The following is a 15,056-nucleotide window of genomic DNA, read 5'->3' as shown; positions in this document are numbered from 1 at the left end:
AGCACAAACCGTTACCGGCAGCGCCGGCACGGGCTTACAGCATGCCAGTTTCCAGGCGCGCCGCCTCGGACATCATGTGACGCCCCCATGGCGGATCGAACACCAGATCGACGTCGGCCTGGGCCACGGTCGGAATCATTTCCAGCTTGCTGCGCACGTCATCGACCAGGATCTCACCCATGCCACAGCCGGGTGCGGTCAAGGTCATCTTGACGTCAACTTCGCGCTGGCCGTCGTCCAGGTGCTTGATATCCACTTCGTAGATAAGCCCAAGATCGACGATGTTGAACGGAATTTCCGGGTCGAAACAAGTGCGCAATTGCTCCCACACCAGCTTCTCGACGTCTTCGTCGCCGGCGTCGTCGGGCAGTTCCAGCCCCGGCGGTGGCTCCTTACCGATGGCATCGCCGTCCTTGCCGGCGATACGGAAGAGATTGCCTTCGACAAACACCGTATAGCTGCCACCCAGCGCCTGGGTGATATAGCCATAACTGCCGGCCGGTAGGGTCACGCTATCGCCCTGCGGCACCATCACGGCCGGGCAATCACGCTCAAAATGGACAGGTTCGCTGCTACGGGAATACATGTAGATCGATATGGGGACGCGGTGGCTACCCGCAATGCCCCCATTTTATCCGACTGGGCGTACTCGCCGCTGAAACGCTATGCTGCGGAATCTGTTCGGGAATACCCATGTCGCCAGTTTCCACGCCAGCCAGCCCCACCCGCCACTGGCTCTGGCCCATTTTATTGTTGCTGGGAAGCATCACCCTCACCATCGCCTGGCTGCTGGTCGCCTTGAGCACCGGCACCCAGGCCGGCTGGATGGCGATATTCGCTGCGCTGGAAGCCGCTTGGATGCTGCGTCTGGGGACTTTCCGCCCCGGCGTGGCGCGCATCACCCTGACCATCTTCACAACCCTGCTGATCACCCTGGTGGCCAACTGGGGCATCGCTGCGGCCTACGTGGGCGGACCAATGGGCCTGACCCCATGGGAATCGGCGCTGCGCATGGGGCCCCATTTCGCCTGGACGCTGCTGTCGCTGGCCAACGGCCTGGGCGAGCTGATCTGGCTGGGCATCGCGCTGCTGGTGGGCTGGCGCTCGGCGCGCTGAATCCCGGTTGCGCACAGCCTTGCCCCGAGTTTGCGGGCAAGTGAAACAAAATGTGCGTTTTTGCACATTGGGCGCAGTCTGATCCGCACAATACTCACGGTTAAAAATTTGTAATTTCGTGACTCCCTCGCACCATTCTGCGGAGAGTCATACGTGAGTATCCAGCCACTGAGTCAAGCTGTTCGCCGCGCCCTGCTACCCATTTCGACGGCGGCCCTTGCATTGGGAGCAACGGGCAGCGCCCTCGCCCAGGAGACTGCTCCGAAGGAAGAGGCCACCAACCTGGACCGGATCCAGGTCACCGGCTCGCGCATCAAGCGCGCCGACCTGGAAACCTCCAGCCCTGTATTCACCATTGACCGCCAAAGCATCGAAAGCTCCGGCGCAGCCACGGTGGGCGAATTCCTGCAGCGCACCCCGGCCATCGCCGGTGCCGCAACCAATCCCCAGGTCAACAACGGTGGCGGCGCAGGCGCTGCGACGGTCGACCTGCGCGGACTGGGCGTGAACCGCTCGCTGGTGCTGGTGGACGGCAAGCGCTGGATCGGCACCATCTCCAACGCCAATGGCGCGGTGGACGTGAACTCCATCCCGATGGCGCTGATTGAACGCGTGGAAGTTCTGAAGGATGGCGCCTCGGCCATCTATGGCTCCGATGCGATCGGCGGCGTGGTCAACTTCATCCTGCGCAAGGATTTCGAAGGCGTGGAAGCCAGCGCGTTCTACGGCATTTCCTCGCGCGGTGATGCCGATACACAGCGCTTCGATGCCACCTTCGGCCTGGCCGGTGAAAAGGGCCACCTGATGCTGGGCGCCAGCTATGACAAGGAAGACTCGGTCAGCGCTGCCGACCGCAGCTATTCCAGCCAGCCTTACCAGTTGTATGCCGGTGAAAAGGGGATTGGCGGTACCAGCCGCATCCTGACCGGCCGCTATGTGGTGCCGCGTGATGTCGCCATTGCCCGCGGCACTACCTTGGATGCGAACTGCGCCCAACCCAGTGCTACCAACCCCAACCCCAACGTCGTGTTGACCCGCATCGACGGGCAACCGGGTACCTCGGCGTCGAACTTCCGCTGCTTCAACGGCAATACCGACACCTACAACTTCCAGTCCGATGGCAACCTCAACCTGACCCCGCAGGAACGCACATCGTTGTTCATGAGCGGCAACTACCAGCTCACCGACAACATCGAAGCCTTCATGCTCGGTTCGTGGATGCGCACCGAGTCGTCGTTCTTCATCGCCCCGCTGCCGTTCGACGGCCGCGCCGATGTCGATGACGTGATGATCAGCAAGGACAGCCTCTACAACCCGTTCGGCGTGGACATCACCGATGCGCGCCTGCGCCTGCGTGATTTCATCCCCACCCGCACCACGCGTTTCGAAACCGAGACCTACCAGATCACCGCTGGCCTGCGCGGCGTGTTCGGCGACAGCACCTGGAGCTGGGATGCGTCCTATGGTTACGGCCGTACACCGCAGTCCTCCACCGTGCGCGGCTATCTGATCGGCCAGGGCCTGAACGATGCGCTGGGCCCGTCGATGATCGACCCGGCTACCGGCAACCCGATCTGCGTGCGCACACCCGGCAATGCGGCAACTGCCATCAACGATTGCATCCCGGTCAATTTCATGGGGCCGGCGCCGGACCCGAACACGCCGACCGGGCAGGCACAGCTGGCCGCATTGGAGTTGATCAACCCGACCATCCACAGCACCAGCGAAAATGACCTGAAGGTCTTCAACGCCAACGTCACTGGCGACCTGTTCACCATGCCCGCAGGCGCGGTCTCGCTGGCTGTCGGCGTGGAGCGCCGCGTCGAGTCGGCCAGTTCCAGCGCCGACTTCCTGACCATCATCCCGCCGGGCAAGACGGTTTGCCGCATCACCCAGGAAGCCTGTACCGGCGGCGACATCGACGGCAAATTCGACGTCAACGAAATCTATGCCGAGGCCCTGATCCCGCTGTTGGCCGACGCCCCGTTCGCGGAGAAGCTCAACGTATCGCTGGGCACCCGCTATTCGGACTACTCCAACTTCGGCGGCACCACCAACTCCAAGATCGGCGTGGAGTGGAAGCCGTTCTCCGACCTGCTGATCCGTGCCACCTATGCCGATGTCTTCCGCGCCCCGACCATCGGCGACCTGTACTCACCCACGGTGCCCAGCGCCAACACCTATGCCGACCCGTGCAATGGCTATGAAGGCGGCAACCCGGTGGCCTGCGCCGGCGTACCCGCCGACGGCTCCTTCCAGCAGAGCGGCAACCAGGTGACGTCGTTCCAGGTCTCGGACCCGAACCTGCAGCCGGAAGAAGGCGACGTGCTGACCTACGGTTTTGTCTACAGCCCCAGCTGGCTGGAGGGCTTCAGCGTCACTGCCGATTACTGGCGAGTGAAGTTGAACGATTTCATCGTCAACCTGCCGGAGAACATGCTGCTCAACCAATGCTTCAACTTCGGCCGCTTCTGCGACACCTTCATCCGCGACGCCAATGGTGACGTTGCGCAGATGACCAACCTGATCGGCAACTATGGCTCGATGAAGACCTCCGGCATGGACCTGGGCTTCCGCTATCAGCTGCCGGAAGGCGCATGGGGCAAGCTGGTGTGGAACCTGGACACCACCTATCTGGCGCAATACGACGTGCAGTTGGTGTCAGGCGACCCGACCAGTGATGTCGGCGCGTTCCCGGGTATCCCGACCAGCACCGGCCTGGCCGGCACCTTCGTCGACAACGCCTCCTCGGGCTTCGGCAACATGGCCCGCTGGCGCGCGCTCAACGATCTGACCTGGTCACGCGGCAACCTGAGTGCCAGCCTGACCACGCGCTATGTGCACCATGTCTACGAAGCGCCGGATGTGGCCGACGTGAAGGATCCGGGTTACGTCGCCAAGCGGCGGGTGCCGTCCTACACCCAGACCGATCTGCAGATCGGTTACCGCTTCGAGGACCTGAAGAACAGTTCCATCCAGATCGGCGTGCGCAACCTTACTGACCGCCAGCCGCCGTTGATCTATTCTGGCTTCAACGCCTCGACGGACATGCGGACCTACGATGCAATCGGCCGTTTCTACTGGATGCGCTGGACTGCCCGCTTCTGAGCCCGCACCAGCAACAGGCACATCCGCCGCGGCCAGTGCCGCGGCGGATGTTCATGGCAATGATCTGCGCCACTACATACGCAGCTATGACCACAGTTTGCCGGCAGAAATGTGCGGCAAACTGATCGCGTCCTTCAACGCGCTCTCACGCTTCCAGCAACCCAACGGGCGCGGAGTAAGGCCGGGACTGGACGAGAGTGCATGGACCGAGATGGACCTGAGCCGGCTCTCCGATGCCGGGTTTCTCGCATTCTTCCGGCAGCTGGTGAGCACCGCGCTGCAGCGTTACAACGCCGATGTCGGCCTGCCGGTGGCCATCCCCGACAGCCCCCTGCTCAGCCCGTTGATCATGAAGCGCTACCGCGCCGGCAGCGATGAGAAGTTCCAGACCCACTTCGATTCGATCAACGAGGTCTGCGACCGCTACCTGGTGTTCCTGTGGTACCTCAACGACGTGCAGACCGGCGGTGAAACCTGGTTCCCCGGCCTGCAGACAGGGGTGACGCCGCGCACCGGAAGGCTGCTCATGTTTCCGCCGTACTGGATGTATGCCCACCAGGGGAAGGCCTGCCCGGAGCAGGACAAGTACATCCTCTCCACCTACCTGAGATTCCCCCAGCGTCAGTCCAGCGTGTAGCCATAACGCTGCACCCAGGGTGCAAGGAGGGCCAGCGTCTGCGGGCTGAAATGCGCGCGGTAGCTGCGCCACCTGCCCACGGCACCGGCGTTCAACGGCTGCACGACCTGCGAGTAACTGGGGGTGTTGATGCGGCGGCTTCGGGTGCTGGCGTGCTCGGCGAAGGCTAGTTGCTGCTCCTGCATCGGCTGCGACAGGAACGCCATCAATGCGGACAGCTGCCCCGGCAGATCGGCAACCATGTCCTCATAGCGCAGCACATGTACATGCGCCGGCACCAATGTGCGCTGCTGCTCCCACCATTCCATGATGGCCACGTAGGTACGTGCGCTGGCGTCCAGCGAGGTGAAAGCCATCGCCCCACCATTGCTGCCGAATGCCTGCATATGGCAGCTGAGCACGCAGTCGCAGGGATGCCGCAGCAGCAACAACCACTGCGCCTGCGGGAACAGGCGTGCCACATAAGGCAAGCGCGTCATCGTCAGGGGATATTTGTCGACCAGGCGCCCGCGCGGCAGCAGGTGACGACGAACCTCATCCCAATAGCGCTGGTTCGCCGCAGCCTTGGCGGCCGGCGTGAGTGCATCCAACGCCGCACCGAAATCATCGTCCTGCCACCCGGGCGAAGCCCGCAGCTGCGCTATTGCCACTTCAAGTGCAGGCCGTTCGTCCAGCACATCCAGATCCGTGTGCGCATCCAGTATCCGCTCCAGCAGCGTCGTTCCGGAACGGGGAAAGCCCACCAGGAAGATCGGATCGCGCGGCAGCGCAGGATCGGCCTGCGCCTGTGCCCAGGCTTGCGGTGCAGGCCGCAACAGCCGCTGCTGCAACCAGTCCAGCACCGGCGGCGCAGCAGCACCGGACAAGCGTTGTTGGAACGCCCTGCCCGCTGCGTCGTGGGCAGCCGCCAATGCCAGCATCGCTGGCTCGGCCTGGCGCAACTGATCATGGTTGCGTGCCAACTCGAACTGCAGCTGCGCCTGCATCGCCGGCGCAAGGTCCCGTTGCAATCCATCGCCCAGCCGCAGGATTGCCAGCGGCTGCTGGTGCTGTCTACGCAGTACCCGCGCAGCCGCCAATTCGAACATTCCGCCGCTGCTGCGTGCGTATTCCGCAGGCACGGCCCGCAGTTGCTGATCCGCTTCCTCCACCCGGTTCAGGCGTTCCAGCAACAGCGCGAATTGAACCCGCGACTCAGCGGACTCCGGTGACTCGGCGATCACCTGTCGGTACAACTGCTGCGCGCCGTCATCGTTGCCCGCCTGCGCCAACAACCAGGCCAGAGCCTGGCGTTCGTCAAGGCGCAACGAACCGGCGTGCACCGCCTCAAGACAGAGCGCGAGTTCCTCGAAGCGCTCCAGTTCCGCCAGACTTTGGGCGTAGGCCAGGCGCACGTCGATCGCATCGGGCTCACGCGACAGCGCTGCGCCCAGGTACCGGTTGGCATCTGCAAACCGCGCCTGCCCCAGCAGTGCCAAGCCATAGCCCAGCAGCCAGGCGACATCGTCGGCCCCCAGCGCATGGGCACGTTCAAAGGCGACACCGGCGGCGGCGGCATCCACGCTTTCAAGGCAGGCATTGCCGAGGTTCATCCAGGTGCTCAGCGAATCAGGCTGCAGCGCGGCCGCCCTGCAAAACCAGGTACGCGCTTCCTGCACTCTTGCCTGCCCGGCCAAGGCCATGCCGAGCACTTCCATTGCCGGCGCGAAATCTGGCGCCCGCTCGAGCAAACGACGCATCGCAGCTTCAGCCGCGTCTGGCCTGCCCTGGTGAAGATCCTTCACAGCGTTTTCAAGCTCAACCTGCATCCACGCCCCCGATGGTTACAAGTAGATCCATCCAGACCACGCTGAAATCTTCATTTCGGGTAATCCAAGCGCAAATGCTCGCATGTATTGGCATTGCGGCAGCACGCAGCATAGGACGTGTTCGGGGACTTGGTAAGTCACTCTTCTCTCTGCACAGGTCAGACCTACTCAGCCCAAACGCAGTGGGCACGATGGTCGGCCCCGAACCTACCCGGCAGATGCCGGGTTTTTTTTGGCCGCGGCGAAACGCATCTACGGTCATTCTGAAATTTTCATTCTCGTTGCCAGATTCCAACTGTCATGCGATGTTTTCATCGTGTTTTGGGCACAGCTGTTCAACTGAATTCTCGACCTTCCTTTCAATTCGATCGACCGATCGGACGGTGAAGACGAAGTGAAGATCCAACACCATTGCGTCCATGGTTCCCATGCACTGGTTCTGTCCAGTCAGCACGCCGCAAGCGTGCACGCCACAAGCTGCTCCGGGCGCGGCGCCCGCGTACTGGTTCCCGCAGGCTGGATAAGCGTCACCCTGGTGCTGACCGGCCTGTTGGAAGTCAGCAGCGGCGATGCTCCCTGGCAACTCATGGCCCACCATCTGCAGCTATGGCTGGAAGGCGAACTGCGCCTCACCAGCCGCAGCCCTGCCTGGTGGCTGTGCATCACCGCACCTGCAGCGCTGTGGGAACGGCTGCCGTGCTCACCGCCAAACAACAACCATCTCATCCCTCGGGAAGTGAACTGCGACCGGGAGCTCGCAAGCGCCGTGCTGCACATGGCGCGCAAGCGCTGCTTCAATAACAGCGATGCAACCGCAGTCCAGGACGGGATGTTGCTGCTGCGGGACACGCTGGTGGAGCGGCAGCAACCCTTGCATGGCCAACTCAACCGCTGCAGTGGCCGCACCGCGCTGCGGCGCCATCAGACCCTGCTGCGGCTGCTGCGTGTGCAACACCTGATCCGCTGCAACAGTGATGGGCGATTGGATCTCAATCGCTTGGCGGCCATTGCCAATTACTCGCCCCCGCACCTCATCCGCATCTATCGCGAAGTCTTCGACGAAACACCGTTCGAATATGCCAACCGCCTGCGCCTGCAGCGCGCGTGGGAGCTGGTGCGCACCACGGATCTTTCCATCTGCGAGATAGCCGGCGCGTTGGGCTTCGAAACAGAAAGCGCGTTCTGCCGCTCCTTTAAACAATCCTTCGCCTGTACCGCCAGCCAAGCTCGTCGCGGCGGTGCAGCCAACACCGGTGCAACAGAGGCATCACGGTCAGCGCCAATGCATGACCTGCGGGCTGAACTTGCGACCCAATGAGATGCTGCTCAAGCGCCTGCAGGGCCGCGATGAAAAACCATGTGCAGGTGTGAGCCACCACAACTGAAGCAAGCAGGCGCCTGATCCGTCTGCTTGCCGCTGCGGCTGCGTATGCGGGTCCGGCTGCGACACGCACCGTTCACCGCGCCGCTCTGGCCGCCCTTCCGAACGGAATCCCATAAGGCTGTCGCACCAGCGCCAGTTTGGTCGGGCAGCGATCCGGACTGGACCCGGCTTTCCGCAGGCCAGCCCGCCACAGCGTGAGCCGATGCCTGGATAGCGACCCGTTCAACCTGGCCGGGTGCCGCCGGCTCGCGTGGCGTTTTCGCATACGCCTCAACGCTGATGTACATCAACACTCATTTTCATATCCCCAATTCAGCAAGGTTGCAGCCCACTTGAGCACCTTGGTGATGCGTACAGGTGAGGTATTTGGCCGCTGCCTGCGTCTGAACTGAGTAGAGCTTCACAAAAAGCTCTCACGACGGCCGGGAAAGGTCCCGGCTACAGCGCGTACAGCCGCCGCGTGCGGCTTGGCGCCCGTCGCCCGTTCACGCAGGCACTTGGGGGAAGACGCAGTGGGCATCAGACATCATTCGATTCAAGGTTCGCAGTCGCTGGACCTGACCATGCAACGGCCGGACTGCATTCACGCCATCAGCGGCCGCGGCAAAGGCGGCCGCCTGTTGATTCCCGCTGGCTGGATCAGCACCACGCTGGTGCTGGAGGGCAGCCTGGAGTTGAGCAGTGGCGATCTGCCGTGGTTGCTCGGCACACGCCAACTGCAGCTCTGGGTAGATGGCAGCGTCCGCCTGAACTGCCGCGAGCAGGCATGGTGGTTGTGCATCGCCGCCCCTGCCGCGCTTTGGCAGAAGCCACCGAAGAGCACCGCCTCCATCATCAACTGCCTGATCCCACGTGAGCAGGGCTGTGACAGCAAACTGGCGCGTGCACTGGTGCACCTCTGCCGGCCCCGCTGGTTCCAGCAGGGCAGCGATTCACCCGACCCCACCTATAAGCTGGGGCTGCTGCGTGACGCCCTGATCGAACGCCAGCAGGCCCAGCATCTGCAGCTTGAACGCTGCAGTGGCCGCACCGTGCTGCGCCGCCATCAGACCCTGTTGCGGCTGCTGCGCGTGCAGCACCTGATCCGCTGCACCATCGACACCCGGCTGGATCTGGTCAGTCTGGCCGCAGTGGCCAATTATTCGCCCACCCATCTCATCCGCATCTATCGCGATGTGTTTGGTGAAACCCCCAGCGAATACGCGGCGCGGCTGCGCAACAAGCGCGCATTGGACATGGTCTGCAACACCGATCTGTCGGTCTGCGAGATCGCCGAATCGCTGGGTTTTGAAAGTGAAAGCGCATTCTGCCGCGCGTTCAAGCACGCCTTCGGTTGCACCACCACCGCAGCGCGCCGGGGTCAGCACACACAGCACGGCGCGTTGCTGGCCGCCTGCCCGGCCCCGGCCGGCAGCACCCGGCTCGTTGCCGCAGCTGCGATGGAATGGGCGGTAGCCTCCTGACCACCGCCCATGGCACTCAGTGCCCGCCGTCCAGCGCCTTGAGTTCGCTGACCAGGGCGCTGGCCGCTTCGGCGCCATCGCCGTACAACATGCGCGTGTTGTCGGCGTAGAACAGCGCGTTCTCGATGCCGGCAAAGCCGGTACCCTTGCCGCGCTTGATGACGATGGTGTTCCTGGAATTGACCACATCCAGAATCGGCATGCCGTAGATCGGGCTGGTCGGGTCGGTCTTGGCGACCGGGTTGACCACGTCGTTGGCGCCGATCACCAGTGATACGTCGGTGGTGGCGAACTCGGGATTGATGTCGTCCATGTCGGCGATCAGGTCGTAGGGCACGCCCGCTTCGGCCAGCAGCACGTTCATATGGCCCGGCATGCGCCCGGCCACCGGGTGGATAGCGAATTTCACCTTGACCCCACGCTCGATCAGACGCTGCGCCAGCTCCCAGATCTTGTGCTGGGCCTGGGCAACCGCCATGCCGTAGCCGGGCACGATCACCACGCGCTCGGCGAACGCCATCATCGCTGCGACATCGGCGGCCTCGATCGGCTTCTGCGTGCCGCTGATTTCCGCGCCTTGCCCGCCACCGCCGAAGTTGGAGAACAGCACGCCGCTGATCGGCCGGTTCATCGCCTTGGCCATCAAGCGGGTCAGCAGGATGCCGGCCGCACCGACCATCATGCCGGCGATGATCAAGGCCTCGTTGCCGAGCACATAACCTTCAAATGCCACTGCAAGACCGGTGAACGCGTTGTACAGCGAAATCACCACCGGCATGTCGGCACCACCAATCGGCAGTGTCATCAATACGCCCAGAGCCAGCGCCACCACGAAGAAGCTGATGATCGCCAGCGGCTGCAGGCTGATTGCCGCCCATGCGCCGAGCACCACCATCGCCACGGCAACCAGCAGGTTGAACACCTGCTGCCCGGGGAAGGTGACGCGCTTGTCCAGGCGCCCATCGAGCTTGGCCCAAGCGATGATCGAGCCGGACAACGACACCGCACCGATCGCCGAGCCGATCACGGCCAAAGCCAGCACGGTGTTCGACGGCAAGCGTGCCGACAGATCGGCAATGGCCTGTGCGCTCCAATGGCTGGTATCGCGGTTGGCCAGCTCGGAGAAGCGCAACAACTCCACCGCGCCAATCGCCGCCGCCGAACCGCCGCCCATACCGTTGTACAGCGCCACCATCTGCGGCATGTCGGTGATGGCCACCTTCTTGGCCGACACCCAGGCCAGGCCAGTACCCAGCACCAGTGCCACCGCGATCAGCGCGAGGTTGTGCAGCCCCGGCAGGAAGAACGTGGCTGCGGTTGCAATCAACATGCCCGCGCCGGCCCATTGGATACCGCTGCGTGCGGTCTTGGGCGAGGCCATGCGCTGCAGGCCCAGCAGGAACAGCGTCGCGGCAACCAGATAACTCGTATTGACCAGGATCGATATGCTCATGCACCGGCCTCCAGAGCCGTGTCGATGGGGCGAGGAGACTGCTTGTCGAGGCGATGGTGTTCGCGCATCTCGATGGCGGTTTTCAACAGGCCGATCATGCCCAGGCCGAATGCCACCAGACCCAGTGCCAACTGCGACAGCGCGGTGTTCGTGGCCAGCACGGTGCCCACCAGTCCCAGCACGATAGGCAACAGCGCCTGTGCGCTGATCAACCACAGCATCAGTCCGCCTTTGCGCGGGTCTTGCCATACCTTCTTCGACATCTTGTTCTGGGTTTTGGCCGGATCCTGCAGCGAGGACATGCCTACGCCGACGCCCGCATACAACAGGGCGCTGTTATAGGCATCGAGCGCCCCCTCCATGCCATTGAACAGCGGACGCGCGGCATAGCCGAATGCCACCAACAAGGCCGGATACTGCAGGTAACTGAGCCACTGGAAGACCTGCCGGGCGCTGATCGAGGGTGCCCTGGCAACACCGGAAGGAGAACTCACTTGCCCTTCCCTTCAGGTTTCTTCGAGCTTTTGAACATGTCCAGCATGCGCTCGGTCACCACGTAGCCACCGGCCGCGTTGCCCGCACCCAGCGCCACCGCGATGAAACCGATGATCTTCTCCAGCGTGGTGTCGGCATGGCCGAGCACCACCATCGCGCCGATCAGCACGATGCCGTGAATGAAGTTGGAACCGGACATCAAGGGCGTGTGCAGGATCACCGGCACCCGCGAAATGATCACGTGGCCGGCAATCGCTGCCAGCATGAAGATATACAACGCTACGAACCCGTCGCTCATTGCTTGGTCTCTCCGAGGCTGTAAGCGCCTGTCCGGCATCATAACCATGAGGCCGAAGCCGGCGCGACCGCTGCGTTGTCAACCGATTGGGCGCCCGTGCGTTATCACTCCCAGACACGACCACGACCGGGACGCTACCCTGTGCTGGTGACCAGCCCACCCCTGATGCCGCCTGTTGCTGTACCTGCCTCGCTGGACGCCTTTCTGGCTGGCATCGGCCCGCGCGCATTCCGCTTCGCCGAGGCTGGCCTGCGCCAGCGCGATGACGCCCTGGACGCGGTCCAGGACGCCATGGAGCGGATGCTGGGCTACCGCGAGCGGCCTGCCGAGGAATGGACGCCGCTGTTCTGGAGCATCCTGCGCCGGCGCATCATCGACCTGCAGCGGCGCCGCAGCTTCCGGCTGAAGTTCTGGGCACCGCAGGAAGATCATGACCAGGACAGCGCCATCGACTGGGCCGATGAAACCCCAGGCCCTGCGCAGACACATGAACAGCAGCACGATTACGCGCGGCTGGTACAGGCGCTGCGCCAGTTGCCGGCCCGCCAGCGCGAAGCGTTCAGCCTGCGCGTGCTGCAGGAACTGGATGTCGCCACCACCGCCAAGGCCATGGGCTGCTCGGAAGGCTCGGTAAAAACCCACCTGTCGCGCGCGCGCGACGCATTGCAGAAACAACTGGAGGCCACGCGGTGAACCGCATGCCCGATTCCCACCAAGATTTCGATCGCCACGCCAGGCAGTTGCAGCAGCAGGCCGATGCGGCCTTGTCCACGGCCACCTTGGCGCGGTTGCGGCAGGCCCGTCAGCAGGCCAGCATGGCAGGTGCGCCTTCGACATGGCGCCGCCATCGCTGGTGGCTGGCCACGGCCTGCTCGCTGCTGCTGGCCGTGCCGATAGCGCTGCAGTTCAACACCAGCACGCCGCCCGCTGCGCCGGTGCTTGCCAGCAACGGCAGTGACGCGGGCGATGACACCCTGCTGTTCGACGAAAGCCCCGAGCTGTACCTGTGGTTGGGCTCTGACAACCTGGCGATGGAATGAACATCATGAAGACCACACTCTCCGGCCTGTTGTTGCCGCTGCTGTTGATCTGCGCCAGCGCCCCGGCGCTGGCGCAACAGCCGTTGCCCGAGTGGGACCAGCTCACCCCGGCCCAACGCGAAACCCTGATCGCGCCAATGCGCGATCGCTGGAATGCCTCGCCCGAGCGCCGCCAGCGCACGTATGAACACGCCCGCAGCTGGCAGCAGATGACGCCGGAACAACGCGAGCAGGCACGCCGCGGCATGCATCGGTTCGAAAACATGTCGCCGGGCCAGCGCCGCGACGCGCAGGCTTTGTTCGACAAGATGCGCGGCATGGACAAGGACCAGCGCCAGCAACTACGCGAACAATGGAACAAGATGAGCCCGGAACAGCGCCGGCAATGGGTGGAAGCCAACCCACCAGCACCCCGCTCCCCGCGCTGAACCGTAGTGCCGAGCCATGCTCGGCAGAGGCTTCCCCAGCGCCTCCTCAGCGCTGTGGGAGCGGCGTAAGCCGCGAAGCTGGCGATGTTTGAACAGCCTAAAAGCCAACCCCTCCCCAACCCTTCCCTACGCCTTCGGCGCAAGGGAGGGAGCGTAGTGCCGAGCAACGCTCGGCGGGGGCTTTCCCTGCCACTATCAACGTAGTGCCGAGCCATGCTCGGCAGAAGCTTTCCTCGTGCCTCCTCAACACTGTGGGAGCGGCGTAAGCCGCGAAGCTGGCGACGCTTGAACGGCCTAAAAGCCAACCCCTCCCCAACCCTCCCCTACGCCTTCGGCGCAAGGGAGGGGGCGTAGTGCCAAGCCATGCTCGGTAGAGGCTTCCCCGGCGCACCATCAGCGTAGTGCCGAGCCATGCTCGGCAGAGGCTTTCCCTGCCCACTATCAGCGTAGTGCCGAGCCATGCTCGGCAGAGGCTTTCCCTGCAATGCCAGCGCCTTTGTAGGAGCGGCGTAAGCCGCGAAGCTGACATAAAGAAATTGCAGACACGGTCGCATCCCGCTGGACCATCGGCTTCGCGGCTTACGTCGCTCCCATATGGTCCAGCCGGAAGCTTCAGCGGAGCATGGCTCCGCTCTCGCCTGATCGGTCAGACCGGTGGAATCTCACCACCGGCCGGACGCTGCGGCCACACGGTCTTGGCCAACAACTCGTCGTTCCAGTCGAACGAGAGCTTGCCATCCTTCAGGAACAAGACCACGAAGTTGTACACATTGCGCGCGAACATCTCACTGGCGTGTACTGCGCCCATGCTGGCCAGATTCAGTGGGCCGGCAACGGTCACGCCGCCCACCTCGATGGTTTGACCTGGGACGGTCGATTCGCAGTTGCCGCCGGTTTCGGCAGCCAGGTCGACGATCACGCTGCCCGGGCGCATGCCCGCCACCATTGCGGCGTTGACGATCTTCGGCGCCGGCCGCCCAGGTACCGCGGCGGTGCAGATGACGACATCCACACCCTTCAAATGCTCGGCAAGGCGGCGCTGCTGCTCGGCCCGCTCGTCCTCGGTCAGCTGCCGGGCATAACCGCCCTCGCCCGCCGCGCTGACGCCCAGATCCAGGAATTTGCCGCCCAGCGACTCGATCTGTTCGCGGGTTTCCGGACGCACATCGAAGCCTTCCACTGCCGCGCCCAGGCGCTTGGCGGTAGCCACTGACTGCAGACCGGCAACACCGGCACCAACAATCAACACCTTCGACGGACGAATGGTGCCGGCAGCGGTGGTGAGCATCGGGAAGAAGCGCGGTGCCAGCTGTGCGGCGATCAGGGTCGCCTTGTAGCCGGCCATGCCCGCCTGTGAGCTGAGCACGTCCATCGCCTGCGCACGGGTGGTGCGCGGCAACCGTTCCAGCGGGAATGTCTGCAGCTGCCGCGCCTGCAAGGCCGCCGCACGCGCCGGATCGGCTTCGGGCTGCACGCCGCCGACCAGTACCGCGCCGGGTTTGAGCCGGCCGATGGTCGTCACCGACGGTGCCTGCACGCACAGCAGCAGGTCCGCGTTTTCCAACGCATCACCCAGCTGTGCACCTGCATCCACATAGGCCTGATCGGGGAAGCCCGCGGCCGTACCCGCGCCAGCCTGCAGGTGTACCTGCGCGCCGGCGGCAACAAGCTTCTTCACCGTTTCCGGCGTGGCGGCAACGCGCCGCTCGCCCTCGGCAGTTTCTTTCAATACCCAGACATCTACGGCCATTCCAGTCCTCGATGCGCAACGGATCAACCGCCGGATCGTAGCAAAGCCGGTGCCCTGTGCGGCAGGCCATCGCCTG

At 63.8% G+C, this 15,056-nt stretch carries 14 protein-coding genes; 8 read left to right on the top strand and 6 right to left on the bottom strand.

Annotated elements, in window-relative coordinates; translation table 11 throughout:
* Positions 1-34 precede the first annotated feature (34 nt).
* Positions 35-586: a putative Fe-S cluster assembly protein SufT gene (gene sufT / locus ACVOKO_RS10165; protein ID WP_346498807.1), complete on the bottom strand. Its 552-nt coding sequence runs from the start codon at positions 584-586 to the stop codon at positions 35-37.
* A 107-nt stretch (positions 587-693) separates the two neighbouring features.
* On the opposite strand from sufT, the gene ACVOKO_RS10160 reads away from it, so the two are divergent.
* The 3 genes from ACVOKO_RS10160 to ACVOKO_RS10150 all read left to right on the top strand — a co-directional run bounded on the left by ACVOKO_RS10160 (position 694) and on the right by ACVOKO_RS10150 (position 4,861).
* Positions 694-1,116: a hypothetical protein gene (locus ACVOKO_RS10160; RefSeq protein WP_346498806.1), complete on the top strand. Its 423-nt coding sequence runs from the start codon at positions 694-696 to the stop codon at positions 1,114-1,116.
* A gap of 153 nt (positions 1,117-1,269) precedes the next feature.
* Entirely contained in the window at positions 1,270-4,224 is a 2,955-nt protein-coding gene (locus ACVOKO_RS10155) for a TonB-dependent receptor plug domain-containing protein (RefSeq protein WP_346498805.1), read from the top strand.
* A gap of 109 nt (positions 4,225-4,333) precedes the next feature.
* A complete protein-coding gene (locus ACVOKO_RS10150) occupies positions 4,334-4,861 on the top strand; it encodes a 2OG-Fe(II) oxygenase (protein WP_346498804.1) in 528 nt (175 codons plus the stop codon).
* Here the strand turns inward: ACVOKO_RS10150 and ACVOKO_RS10145 are convergent.
* Positions 4,846-6,600, bottom strand: coding sequence for a tetratricopeptide repeat-containing sulfotransferase family protein (locus ACVOKO_RS10145; protein ID WP_346498803.1), 1,755 nt, complete (start codon positions 6,598-6,600; stop codon positions 4,846-4,848). The two genes, ACVOKO_RS10150 and ACVOKO_RS10145, sit on opposite strands and share 16 nt — an antisense overlap.
* Before the next feature lie 844 nt (positions 6,601-7,444).
* Here ACVOKO_RS10145 and ACVOKO_RS10140 point away from each other — a divergent pair.
* Positions 7,445-7,987, top strand: a complete 543-nt coding sequence (locus ACVOKO_RS10140) for a helix-turn-helix domain-containing protein (RefSeq protein WP_346498802.1) — start codon at positions 7,445-7,447, stop codon at positions 7,985-7,987.
* Between the two features lie 578 nt (positions 7,988-8,565).
* The gene (locus ACVOKO_RS10135; RefSeq protein WP_346498801.1) at positions 8,566-9,516 is read left to right on the top strand and encodes a helix-turn-helix domain-containing protein; all 951 of its coding nucleotides are present in this window, start codon (positions 8,566-8,568) and stop codon (positions 9,514-9,516) included.
* 16 nt (positions 9,517-9,532) lie between these two features.
* Here ACVOKO_RS10135 and ACVOKO_RS10130 read toward each other — a convergent pair whose 3' ends face one another.
* Genes ACVOKO_RS10130 through ACVOKO_RS10120 form a run of 3 tightly spaced genes read right to left on the bottom strand, consistent with a single transcriptional unit; the run spans position 9,533 to position 11,762 of the window.
* Positions 9,533-10,969, bottom strand: a complete 1,437-nt coding sequence (locus ACVOKO_RS10130; RefSeq protein ID WP_346498800.1) for an NAD(P)(+) transhydrogenase (Re/Si-specific) subunit beta — start codon at positions 10,967-10,969, stop codon at positions 9,533-9,535.
* Complete coding sequence (locus ACVOKO_RS10125) at positions 10,966-11,463, bottom strand: hypothetical protein (protein WP_346498799.1); 498 nt, start codon at positions 11,461-11,463, stop codon at positions 10,966-10,968. The genes ACVOKO_RS10130 and ACVOKO_RS10125 overlap by 4 nt, the downstream gene beginning before the upstream one ends.
* Complete coding sequence (locus ACVOKO_RS10120) at positions 11,460-11,762, bottom strand: NAD(P) transhydrogenase subunit alpha part 2 (RefSeq protein WP_057628719.1); 303 nt, start codon at positions 11,760-11,762, stop codon at positions 11,460-11,462. Before ACVOKO_RS10120 ends, ACVOKO_RS10125 begins: the two co-directional genes overlap by 4 nt.
* A 141-nt stretch (positions 11,763-11,903) precedes the next feature.
* On the opposite strand from ACVOKO_RS10120, the gene ACVOKO_RS10115 reads away from it, so the two are divergent.
* The 3 genes from ACVOKO_RS10115 to ACVOKO_RS10105 are packed head-to-tail and all read left to right on the top strand — an operon-like array spanning position 11,904 to position 13,230.
* Entirely contained in the window at positions 11,904-12,455 is a 552-nt protein-coding gene (locus tag ACVOKO_RS10115) for an RNA polymerase sigma factor (protein WP_430980756.1), read from the top strand.
* 5 nt (positions 12,456-12,460) lie between these two features.
* A complete protein-coding gene (locus tag ACVOKO_RS10110) occupies positions 12,461-12,802 on the top strand; it encodes a hypothetical protein (RefSeq protein ID WP_346498797.1) in 342 nt (113 codons plus the stop codon).
* Positions 12,803-12,807: 5 nt separating this feature from the next.
* Positions 12,808-13,230 (top strand): DUF3106 domain-containing protein, encoded by a 423-nt coding sequence (locus ACVOKO_RS10105; RefSeq protein ID WP_346498796.1) that lies wholly within the window; start codon positions 12,808-12,810, stop codon positions 13,228-13,230.
* Positions 13,231-13,876: 646 nt separating this feature from the next.
* On the opposite strand, the gene ACVOKO_RS10100 is transcribed toward ACVOKO_RS10105, so the two are convergent.
* Entirely contained in the window at positions 13,877-14,980 is a 1,104-nt protein-coding gene (locus ACVOKO_RS10100; RefSeq protein WP_346498795.1) for an NAD(P) transhydrogenase subunit alpha, read from the bottom strand.
* Between the last annotated feature and the right edge of the window lie 76 nt (positions 14,981-15,056).

The sequence above is a fragment of the Stenotrophomonas sp. STEN240 genome (genome assembly GCF_056756175.1).
This window is presented reverse-complemented; position numbering and strand designations above follow the sequence as displayed.